Annotated in this window: 9 protein-coding genes; 4 read left to right on the top strand and 5 right to left on the bottom strand. The window is 59.5% G+C overall.

Annotated elements, in window-relative coordinates:
• Nucleotides 1-307 precede the first annotated feature (307 nt).
• The 3 genes from QZ302_RS06400 to rbr form a co-directional block, all read right to left on the bottom strand.
• Nucleotides 308-502: a hypothetical protein gene (locus QZ302_RS06400; protein WP_294593770.1), complete on the bottom strand. Its 195-nt coding sequence runs from the start codon at nucleotides 500-502 to the stop codon at nucleotides 308-310.
• A 70-nt stretch (nucleotides 503-572) separates the two neighbouring features.
• On the bottom strand, nucleotides 573-1,136 hold the full coding sequence (locus tag QZ302_RS06395; protein WP_294593768.1) for a hypothetical protein: 564 nt from the start codon (nucleotides 1,134-1,136) through the stop codon (nucleotides 573-575).
• A 653-nt stretch (nucleotides 1,137-1,789) separates the two neighbouring features.
• A complete protein-coding gene (rbr, locus tag QZ302_RS06390; RefSeq protein ID WP_294593766.1) occupies nucleotides 1,790-2,371 on the bottom strand; it encodes a rubrerythrin in 582 nt (193 codons plus the stop codon).
• A gap of 188 nt (nucleotides 2,372-2,559) precedes the next feature.
• Here rbr and QZ302_RS06385 point away from each other — a divergent pair, with 188 nt between their 5' ends.
• Entirely contained in the window at nucleotides 2,560-4,647 is a 2,088-nt protein-coding gene (locus QZ302_RS06385; RefSeq protein WP_294593764.1) for a M3 family metallopeptidase, read from the top strand.
• Between the two features lie 77 nt (nucleotides 4,648-4,724).
• Here the strand turns inward: QZ302_RS06385 and QZ302_RS06380 are convergent, their stop codons facing one another.
• The gene (locus QZ302_RS06380) at nucleotides 4,725-6,377 is read right to left on the bottom strand and encodes a S41 family peptidase (protein ID WP_294593761.1); all 1,653 of its coding nucleotides are present in this window, start codon (nucleotides 6,375-6,377) and stop codon (nucleotides 4,725-4,727) included.
• Nucleotides 6,378-6,480: 103 nt separating this feature from the next.
• On the opposite strand from QZ302_RS06380, the gene QZ302_RS06375 reads away from it, so the two are divergent.
• Entirely contained in the window at nucleotides 6,481-7,257 is a 777-nt protein-coding gene (locus QZ302_RS06375) for a glycosyltransferase family 2 protein (RefSeq protein ID WP_294593759.1), read from the top strand.
• Nucleotides 7,258-7,732: 475 nt separating this feature from the next.
• Here QZ302_RS06375 and QZ302_RS06370 read toward each other — a convergent pair whose 3' ends face one another.
• Nucleotides 7,733-8,851 carry a DUF3078 domain-containing protein gene (locus tag QZ302_RS06370; protein WP_294593756.1) on the bottom strand — a complete coding sequence of 373 codons (1,119 nt, stop codon included), beginning with the start codon at nucleotides 8,849-8,851 and terminating at the stop codon, nucleotides 7,733-7,735.
• A 91-nt stretch (nucleotides 8,852-8,942) separates the two neighbouring features.
• On the opposite strand from QZ302_RS06370, the gene nfo reads away from it, so the two are divergent.
• Both nfo and QZ302_RS06360 read left to right on the top strand, forming a co-directional pair.
• Entirely contained in the window at nucleotides 8,943-9,791 is an 849-nt protein-coding gene (gene nfo, locus QZ302_RS06365) for a deoxyribonuclease IV (RefSeq protein WP_294593754.1), read from the top strand.
• A 64-nt stretch (nucleotides 9,792-9,855) separates the two neighbouring features.
• Nucleotides 9,856-10,071 carry a hypothetical protein gene (locus QZ302_RS06360; RefSeq protein WP_294593752.1) on the top strand — a complete coding sequence of 72 codons (216 nt, stop codon included), beginning with the start codon at nucleotides 9,856-9,858 and terminating at the stop codon, nucleotides 10,069-10,071.
• Nucleotides 10,072-11,092 lie beyond the last annotated feature (1,021 nt).

Genomic DNA, 11,092 nt, shown 5'->3' with positions numbered 1-11,092 from the left:
TGCGAACCGCAAAAGCACGCCTATTGAACTAGGCCATTATTGGAAGTTCGTCCTCGGGCGCATCCCCCGGCGCCCGCCTATGGCGTTCGCTGCGCTCCGAGGACGGCGACCTAAAGGTCGCACAAGCACCGCCCACAGCCAGCCAAAATCAAAGCCCTAAAGCACTGCCCTGTGTCTGCCTCACTGCGGCTCCGCTTTCGCTCCGCCGCAGTCCCGCCCCATAAACAAAACAAAAGCCCGCGCCACTCTCGGAATCGAGAGGGACGCGGGCCTGTCGTATCCGACCGGACACCTGTTGCCCGATCAACTAACTCTCCTCAGTCGGAACGACCGTGTGCAGGTAACGCAAATAACTGTGATAACAGATACCGAACTGCGGATAGACAAACCGACGCCATACCCACTTGTAACAACGGTCGTGCCGCTCCGGTTCGTAATGTTGCGCCGTCAGCTCCTGCAAAGCCCGAGCGCGCTTGTAGTATCCTTTTTTATTATAAGCCATAACGATTCGATATAAAATTCAGAAATAAATCATACAAAAAATCCGACCTCACCGCAAGAGGCAATCGAGCCTACAAAACCACGAACTTGTCGTCCCGGACGATCTCGATTCCGCGCGCCGCCAGCAGCTGCCGCACCATCTTATCCCGACAACCGTACAACTCCGCGAAATCGCACGAAAGACGCACATAAGCCTCCGGAAGCAGGGCCGCCAGCTCCGCCCGGGCAGCCGTCGTCAGCGGCCGACCGCCTTTGAGCGGTTTGGCCGCGCCGCTCTTGAGCGCCAACGTTCCGCTGTCGAGCTCCAGCCGCCCCTCCGAAAACTGATCGAGATTCGCCCGACCGAACTGATTGATAATTCGTTCCGCATCGGCCATCACGGCTTCGTACTCCGCTTTGGCACTCTTCGCCGTGCGATAGAGCGCAATGGCCTGTTCGGCATCCTGCCGAGTAACTGTAGATTGCATCATGTGTGGTTGTTTTAATGATTCTGTACCCTCCGAACGTTCGACCCAAGTGTGTTCGTCGATCCGTTCGTACCTAATTTTCAAGCCTTTCCGACTCTCCTTGACCCGATCCAAAACGGTCACTGCCCGAGCGCGGTGCTCGCGCATGTCTTCGTATTTTCGACTCATCGTTTTTCACCGGATCGGGATACGACAAAATGTTCGGTCGGTTTCATTCGCCGACACATCTCTTCGGCTCTCGGAAACGGCTTGCCGCACTGGCACCCGAATAGGAATTTCCATATTTTCTTCATGGATAGCTGGTTTTAAAAATGTTTATAATATTGGATTCCGGAATCGTTCTACAAGGCAAAGATAATACATTTTGTAAACATACAAGACATCGACCATGCTTTTATTCGAAGAGTTTTCACTATTTCTACAATACACTAATAATCAACTATAAACATCAAAATTACACACCTTTCCCACAGATAAACCGCCGCAATCCCGCCCACTTCAATCAGATAGATAATAATAAAAAATATACGACCGGCAACATCCCGCCCCGGGCTACCGCGAGAGAGCCAATGGCACGCTGAGCGCCGTCGGCTACCACGGGTTCAGCTATTCGTCGTCGGTGAGCCGCAGCAACGGGGTGTACTTGTATTTCAACGTGGCGACCCTCAATCCCGGCTTCGCGTACTACCGCGCCTACGCTCTTCAGTTGCGTTGCCTCTCGGAATAAACGGGGACAAAACGCCGCCACCACCTACACCCAATAAAAAAACGTCCGGCGAGGAGAATCTCCTCGCCGGACGCAAACCGACGGCACAGAAAGCCTAAAACTTGTCGTCCATAAGCTCGAAATAGGCCCGCGGATGGTCGCAAATCGGACATTTTTCCGGCGCCTCCTTGCCCTTGTGCACATAACCGCACTTCCGACAACGCCAGGACTGGGGCGTATCTTTCTTGAACATCTCGCCCGCTTCGAGCGTCTTCAGGAGCTTGCGATACCGCGCTTCGTGATCCTTTTCGACCGCCGTTATCAGACGGAATTTAACCGCGATTTCAGGAAAACCCTCCTCTTCGGCAATCCGGGCGAACTCCGGATAGAGCACATGCCCTTCGTCGTGTTCCCCTTCGGCCGCTTCGGCCAGGTTTTCGGCCGTCGTGCCGATCACCCCCGCCGGATAAGAGGCCGTGATTTCGACCATCCCGCCCTGCAACAATTCGAAATAGACCTTTCCGTGCTGCTGTTCGTTGGCCGCCGTCTCGTCGAAGAACTTGGCGATCACCTCGTACCCCTCTTTCCGGGCCTTTTTGGCGAACATCGTATAACGCGCCCAAGCCTGCGATTCACCGGCAAAAGCTTTCAGCAGATTCTGTTCGGTACGTGTACCGTGGATACTCTTTTTTCCCATAATAGATCGGATTTAAAGTTTCGTTAAACACCCTATTGAACTTACAAAAAATATACCATTCCGAATTATCATCCGACCGAAAACGGAAAAATCACCTGTTTTTTGAACGGAACCCGCCGAATCGCTATCTTTAACCCTACGGATCGCTCCGGCGACCGCATACTCAACCCGCAAAAAAACGCACAAACATGAACGATACCGCACCCAATCCGCTGTTGAGCAAATGGACGACCCCTTACGGCGTTCCGCCGTTCGACCGGATCCGCATCGAAGACTACCGGCCGGCCGTCGAACGCCTCATTGCGGAGAGCCGGGAGGCGATCGACCGGATCGCCACCCGGCCCGAGGAGCCGACCTTCGCCAACACCATCGAAGCCCTCGAATTCGCCCAACAGCCGCTGGAGCGGGCCATGACCCTCTTCTACAACCTCAACAGCGCCGAAACCGACGACGCCATGCAGGCCCTGGCGCTGGAACTTTCGCCGATGCTCACCGACTTCAGCAACGACGTGATGCTCAATCCCCGGCTGTTCGACCGGGTGAAAAGGGTTTACGAAGCCGCGGCGGACGATGAGTTCGAGGGACTCTCGGCCGAGCAGCGGATGTTGCTGGAAGAGAGCTACCGCGGCTTCGTCCGCTCAGGAGCCAACCTCGACACGGAACGCCAGACCGAATACCGGGGCGTGACCAACGAGCTGGCCCGGCTGACGCTGCGTTTCGAGCAGAATCTGCTGGCTGCGACCAATGCCTTTCGGCTCCACCTGACCGAGCCGGACGAGCTCGCAGGGCTGCCGGAGGCGGTACGCGACGCGGCTGCGGCCGAGGCGAAGGCGGCGGGACTGAGCGGCTGGCTCTTCACGCTCCACGCGCCGAGCTACATTCCGTTCCTGACCTACTCCGAGCGGCGCGACCTGCGCGAGAAGCTCTACCGGGCCTACAACAGCCGGGCCTACGGCGGCGAACAGGACAACAGCCGGATCATCGTCCGGATCGCCGACCTGCGCCTCCAGTTAGCCAATCTGTTAGGATACAGTACCTACGCGGACTACGCCCTCGAAAACCGGATGGCGGGGAGCGCCGAACGGGTGAACGGCCTGTTAGACGAGCTGTTGGAGCGGGCCAAACCGCATGCCGAACGGGAGGTGGCGACGATCCGTGCCTACGCGGAGAGCCGGGGTTTCGACGGGACGCTGATGCCTTGGGACTGGGCCTATTACACTGAAAAATACAAGGCGGCGACCTACGATTTCGACGACGAGGCGACCCGCCCCTATTTCCGGCTGGAGCGGGTGCAGGAGGCGATGTTCCTGCTCGCCGGACGGCTCTACGGGCTCTCGTTCAAGGAGAACAAGGAGATTCCGATCTACCATCCCGACGTCCGGGCCTTCGAAGTCTACGACGGCTCGGGAGGCGACGACCGGCCCATGGCCATCCTCTATATCGACTACTTCCCACGGCCGGGCAAGCAGGGGGGCGCGTGGATGACGTCGTATCGGCAGGCGTATCGCGACCCGGAGACGGGTGAGGCGGTGATTCCGATCGTCTCGCTGGTGTGCAACTTCACGAAGCCGACCGAAAAACGGCCCTCACTGCTGAGTTTCAGCGAGGCGACGACCATTTTCCATGAGTTCGGACATGGACTGCACGGGATATTGGGCCGGGGAAGCTATCCGAGTCTGACGGGGACGAACGTGCGGCGCGACTTCGTGGAGCTGCCGTCGCAGATACTGGAAAACTGGGTGGCCGAGCGGGAGTTTCTCGACCTCTGGGCGGCGCACTACGAGACGGGCGAAAAGATGCCGCCGGAGCTGATCGACCGGATCGAGGCGGCACGGCGCTATCTGGCCGCCTACGCCTGCGTGCGGCAGGTGCAGTTCGGCCTGTGCGACATGGCTTGGCACTCGATCGCGGAGCCGCTGGACGAAGGGTGCGACGTGGCGGCGTTCGAACGCCGGGCGACGGAACGGACGCAGGTGATGCCGCGGGTCGAGGGAAGCTGTTTCTCGACGAGTTTCGGTCACATCTTCGGCGGGGGCTATGCGGCGGGGTACTACAGCTACAAGTGGGCGGAGGTGCTGGAGGCGGACGCTTTCGCGCGGTTCCGCGAGCGGGGCATCTTCGACCCAGCGACGGCGCAGGCGTTCCGGTCATACATCCTGACGCCGGGCGGCAGCGAACATCCGATGACGCTCTACGTCCGCTTTGCGGGCCACGAGCCGACGGTGGGGCCTCTGTTGGAGAAGATGGGCATCGGCGACGGGGCTAAGGGCCGATAAACGACGCCTGAAATAAGACGGGGGCTCGCAGTCGATTATACTGCGAGCCCCCGTTGTCTCTATCCCTCCGAACGCATCTACCGCCGTTCATCCCCGCCAGCGGCCGGTTTCGGGGCATCCGTCCCCTCCAACGCCTGCACGCTCCGGAGCAGGGTCTTGTCCTGCGGCAGGATATAGTAGTAGAAAGCGTTCTCGTTCAAAGCCGTATTCCGCCCGATATAGGCCTTGATCTGGGCCGTAATCATCGGTTTGGAGAGGCTCATCTCGGTCTCCGTAGGCCGGACTCCCTGCCGATCGGCATAGGCGACGAAGTCGTAAAAGAGGTTCTTGTCGGCGAAAAAGCGATCCAGCTCGGCCAGCGTCTCGATGGCGTTGATCTCCTTGCGATACCGATCCGTCATCTGCGAAGCGTAGCGGAAAATCAGGTTTTTCTGGAACAGTTTCGAAAAATACGGCGTAATGAAAGTCGTGTCGATCGGCACGAAGAGGTCGGGCATAATCCCGCCGCCGCCATAAACGACCTTGCCGCCCGGCGTGACGAACCGCAGCGAGTCGTCCTGCCGGATGCTGTCGGCGGTCATCATCTCGTTGTGTTCGAAACGGCGCATCACTTCGGCATGGTACTCCGCATCGTTCCCCGGGGTGTACGGTTTCTGGATCGATCGCCCCACCGGGGTATAGTACCGCGCGATGGTGAGCCGCATGGCCGATCCGTCGCCCGGGAACGAGATCTGTTCCTGCACCAGCCCCTTGCCGAACGACCGGCGCCCGACAATCACCCCGCGGTCGTTGTCCTGAATGGCTCCGGCGACGATTTCGCTGGCCGAGGCCGAATTCTCGTCGATCACCACCGCCAGCTCCATGTCCAGAAACCGCCCGTTTCCGTCGGCAAACTGGTCGGCACGGCGCGAGGCATGCCCCTCGGTATAGACGATCCGCTGGCCGCCCGGCAGAAACTCGTTGATGATATAGATCGCCTGATCGAGGTATCCGCCGCCGTTCTCGCGCAGGTCGAGGATGACTTTCCGAGCCCCCTGCTCGCGCAGACGATTCAACGCCGCGGTCACTTCGGTATGGGTCGAAGCGGCGAAATGGCCGAAGCGGACGTAACCGATCTCGGGATGTCCCGGCACGATGAAAGCGGCTTCGAGGCTCTTCACCGGAACGGCGCCGCGGGTGACCGTAATCGGCAGCAGCTCCTTGGCCGGCGCCCGCAGAATGCCCAGCCGAACGGTCGAGCCGCGTTTGCCGCGCAACAGGCCGACGACCTTGTTCTGATCCATCTTGACGCCGGCAATCAGGCTGTCGTTCACCGTGATGATACGGTCGCCGGCCACGATGCCCGCCGCCGAGCTCGGCCCGCCGGAGATCACGTTCGTGATCTGCACCGTGTCGGACAACATATTGAACATCACGCCGATCCCGTCGAACGTTCCGGTCAGCGGTTCGTTGGTCGAGGCGAACTCCTCGGCGGGAATATAGACGGAGTGCGGATCGAGCTCCTGCAAGAGAATCGGCACGGCCAGCTCGGCCAGCGAGTCGCGGCTGATAGGGTCTACATACCGGTTTTCGATCTGGGTCAGGGCCCATCCGAGTTTGTCCCCTTCCCGGACGGTGCGGTAGGTGTCGCGCAGGGCCGAACGTTCGAGCATCACGCCCAAAGCGGCGCCGACGAGCAGGACGGCCAAAAGAATCAGGGTGAGGCGGACGGTGGTTCTATAATTACTCATGATGTGCGGTACGAAACAAAAGATGTGCCGCCCGGCGGGAAAGGCACGAAATCGGCCCAAATATAGTAATTTTACGCGGAATTATTTTTAGCAGCAAGGGGCTATGGTCAAGGTTTCGGTGATAACGGTAGTTTGGAACGGGGCGGCGGAGCTGGAAAAGACGCTGTCGAATCTGACGGCGCTGGATCGTTCGGCGGCGGAGCTGGAGTTGGTTGTGATCGACGGGGGGTCGACGGACGGCACGCGGGAGGTGATGGAGCGGTTCGGCGACCGGATCGCCTACGGGATGAGCGAGCCGGACGGGGGTCTGTACGATGCGATGAACAAGGGAATCCGGGCGGCGACGGGCGACTATCTGTGGTTCGTGAACGCGGGGGATACGGTGTGGGAGCGAGATGCGCTGACGCGGATTTTCGGAGCGGGTCTGCCGGCCGGGGCGGATATCTACTACGGCGAGACGCTGGTGACGGACGAGGCGGGCAGGCCGCTGGGGCTGCGCAAGAAGCCGTTGCCGCACAGGGGGCTGACGTGGCGGTCGCTGGAGCGGGGAATGGTGGTGTGCCACCAGTCTTTCCTCGTGCGCCGGACGATCGCGCCGCTGTACGACACGGAGCGATACCGGCTGGCGGCGGATATCGAGTGGGTGATCGCCTGCCTGAAACGGGCGCGGTCGGTGGTGGATGTGGGTTTCGTCGTGAGCTGTTTCGCGCCGGGCGGTCTCTCGACGCGCCGCCGCCGGGCGAGCCTCCGGGAGCGGTGGCGGATCATGCGGGAACATTACGGTCTGTTCCGAACGCTCGGGGCGCATGTCGGATTCGCCTGGAGCGCTCTTTGGGACAAGCTGTTGCGCCGTCCGGAGTTTCGGGAGTGGAAAAAATAACGGAAACATGATTAAGGCTGACACGGCCAGCCTTCGAGTGCCGAACGGCACCCGCCCCGGGCTTCCGCGATCCGGGCGCTCACAGGCAGCCTGGCAATGCGGTCTATATCGGTCTCTACGGCTACAGCTGGTCTTCCGCCACGAGCGGCATCTCGGGTGTGGATTTGAATTTCAACATGACGATTCTCGACCCCGGCCTTACGAACGATCGAGCCTACGGTTTTCAGTTGCGTTGCCTCTCGGAATAAACGGTGCCGCTCGGCACCCGAATACTGGCTGGAACTACCCTAATTAGGTGCCCCTACCCTATTTGGGCTCCTGCGGCTCGTAAAGCCGCGCGGGCCGGACGCCTCCCCCTCGGGAGGCCCGCAAACTCACAATGTTCGTTGCGTCCCGCCCGGGCATCCGACCCACTAAAGTGACGCGCACAAAGCACAAAGAAAGGTACCGAGCTAGACAGCCCCACCCCCGCCGTCTATTTCTTATACTTCAGCCGCGACTTCGTGATGGTGCTCTCCTGAACCGGCTTGTGCGGTTTCGACGCAATATTGAACTGCAAACCGAACCCCACCGACTGATAAATCTGCAAGTAATCCCACGGTTTCGGCCGCCGACCCGCATCCAACTTCGCCTGCGCGTCCGGCGTGGTGATCTGGTCGTTGTAGATCATGCTCACGAAAGCGCTGGCCGAAATCACGTTCGTAATCTTGAAATTCAGCGTATTTTCCCACGTCGCCGAAGGCACGTTCGAGTAGTTCCAGAACGACTCCAACTTCGTAATGTATTCGATCTTCTCCTTGGCGAATTTCGTATTGAAGTTCACCCGCAGCTGGGCACCGATCTCGGCTTTGAATCTCGGATTCTCCTTGTTCGGGTCAATGCCGAATCCCCCCTTGCGCGCCAACGAGTCGTTGAGGACGAAGATCATCTTGCCCGCCACCGGAGACAGCAGGATATTCAGTTTTTTGCTCGGCGGCTCGTAGGTAAAACCGACCGAAACCTCGACCGTTCCCGGCGCCATAAAGGTCGATTTCCAGACCTTCGGTTTGTCCTTCGGGTAGTCGTAACTCTTCGTGAACTGCGATTTCCAGATCAACGCCCCCGAAAGTTTCCACCGTTCGGAAATATTCCAGCTCGGTGTGGTCGAAAAGTTGAAATAATCGGCATTTTTGCGCGTCTGACCCGTGGCGCGCATAATCCCGAACTTGGCGTCGAATACCGTCTTGATGCTGAAGACCGGCGCAACATAATTGTGTTCGGCATTGAGCGAGGCCAGTCCCGAATAGGAGTCGTCCCCCCCTTTCTGCCAGTTATTGAAGCTCACCTGCGAAATGTCGAGCCGGGGAGCGATTTTGTAGCTGTTGCGTTGTTTGGAGCGCAGTTTGCGGAGGTATTTGTCGTAGGCCTCGCTGTAGAGTTCGAACTTCATGTCGGTGGTAGGCTTCGGCACGCGGATTGTGTCGGGAGCCACCGGCGCGAGCGGCACGGCCTGTTTCTTCGGATTGAACTGAGCCCGGGCCACGCTGCCGGTTCCGAACAGAATCAGGCAGGCGAGGAGAGTTTTTCGGTACGAAATATGTAGTTTTGTTCTCATAAGATTGCAGTGGCGAAGCGGACGGACATCGAATCGTCGCAGGCCGCTATTTCCGCTTGCGAATTTACAAAAATAAAATCAGAGCCTGACTATGAAATATTTCGGAGCCCACGTCAGCGCGGCCGGCGGGGTGGAGAACGCCCCGTTGAACGCTCGCCGGATCGGCGCCGGCGCTTTCGCGCTGTTCACCAAAAATCAACGCCAGTGGGTGGCCCCCGCCCTGACGGCGGCACAAATCGAGGCTTTCCGGGCCAATTGCGAAGCGGGAGGGTATCGGCCGTTTCAGATCCTGCCGCACGACAGCTATCTGATCAACCTCGGGAATCCGGACGACCAGGCGATTCTGAAGTCGCAGGCGGCGTTTACGGACGAGATGAAGAGGTGCGAGGCGCTGGGCCTCGACCGGCTCAATTTCCACCCGGGCAGTTCGCTGGGGGCGATCAGCGATGAGGAGTGTCTCGACCGGATCGCGGCGTCGATCGACCGGGCGCTGGCCGAAACGAAAGGGGTGACGGCGGTGATCGAGAACACGGCGGGGCAGGGTTCGAATCTCGGCTGGCGGTTCGAGCACCTGGCGCACATCATCGAAAAGGTGGCGGACAAGAGCCGGGTGGGGGTTTGCATCGACACGTGCCACGCCTATTCGGCGGGGTACGACCTGAGTTCGGAGGAGGCGTGCGAGCGGACTTTCGCGGAGTTCGATCGGGTGGTCGGCTTCGGTTACCTGCGGGGCATGCACCTGAACGACGACCTGAAGGCTTTCGGCAGCCGGGTAGACCGCCATGCTTCGTTGGGCGAGGGGACGTTGGGATGGCCGGTGTTCCGGTACATCGCGCGGGATCGACGGTTCGACGACATGCCGCTGATTCTGGAGACGCCGGACGAGAGTCGCTGGCCGGAAGAGATCGCGCAATTGTATACATTGGCGGAGGGCCACTAAGTATCTCTGTGAACGGCGGCATTGAGGGGACTGAGACGCTCGGCTGCTCGAGGCAGAGGGTGGCATGGAAATGCCTTGTGGACGTGCCCCGGGCTTCCGCGATCCGGGACATCATGGACAATTCGGGAATGCCATATATATCGGCAACTTCGGCTATAGCTGGTCGTCCGCTGTCAGCGATAATAACAGTGTGTATTTGAACTTCAATGCGACAGGGATCGATTCCTGTCACGCAGACAGCCGCGGTCACGGCTTTCCGTTGCGTTGCCTCTCGGAATAAACGGGCAAGGGAGCTTTCGACGGAACCGATTGGGGACTTAGAACCCGGGCTTGGGCCCGTTTTCCATTCAGATTTTGCAATTCGAATACCGGTCGGCACCGCCCCGGGCTTCCGCGATGCGGGAAACGCAGGACAATTAGGCGATTTAATGTCTGTCGGCACCGAGGGGCCTATTTGGTCGTCCGCTGTCAGTGCGACCTACGGTGTATTCTTGAGTTTTGGCATGCAGTATCTCGTTCCTTGCTATGTACACGTCCGTGGCCCAGGCAATCAGTTGCGCTGCCTCTCGGAATAAACGGGCACCCACAGGGTGTTTTATTGCCAGCCTCTACCCTACTTTTTTGTTTGACGTTGGCGGCCGAAGCCTGCGGGGCCCACTGCAACGTCAGTTGCGGGCCTCCGCGGCGGGAGGCTTCGGCCCGAGCGACCCTAAAGGGTCGCAAGAGTTTCGTCCAAACCACAGCCCTATTCTGCAAAGTTCGTCCTCGGCGCGCCTCCCCCGCGCCGCTAATGCGTCGCTCTCGCCAAGGACAGCGACCTAAAGGTCGCAACTGCCCAACCACCAACATCGCCCAATGTTCGCAGGTTCGGGCTGCGGCGTCCGGCCCGGGCATCGAAGATGCCCCGCCGCAAGCCCGGCGGTTCTACGAACCGCAAGAACTCAGCCCAACTCGCCACTCAAAGTTCACCCCGCTCTTTCATGTGCGTCTTCGGTGCACCTTGTTAATGATTAATGCAGTTCGCCGCCAGCGGAGAGCAGCAACGAGCTCCGACGAGTTGCAGCCCTCCGCCTGCCGGGGCGGCGGACTGCGCGACCCAAAGGGTCGCAGGAGCACAGCACGGTTCAGTTCAATCCACAACCCTAATCTCTTGTATTCGGCCTGTCGCCCATCCCCCCGAGCGGCAAAGCCGCTGGGCGACGAGGCCGGCGGTTCGAAGAACCGCAGAAGCAACGCCTTTTTCTGTCAAGTTCAGCCTTGTCGCCCGATCGGGCGACAAGGCTGAACTTGACAGAAAAAGG

Origin of the sequence: uncultured Rikenella sp., from assembly GCF_910579375.1 — a bacterium.
Lineage (GTDB): Bacteria > Bacteroidota > Bacteroidia > Bacteroidales > Rikenellaceae > Rikenella.
This window is presented reverse-complemented; position numbering and strand designations above follow the sequence as displayed.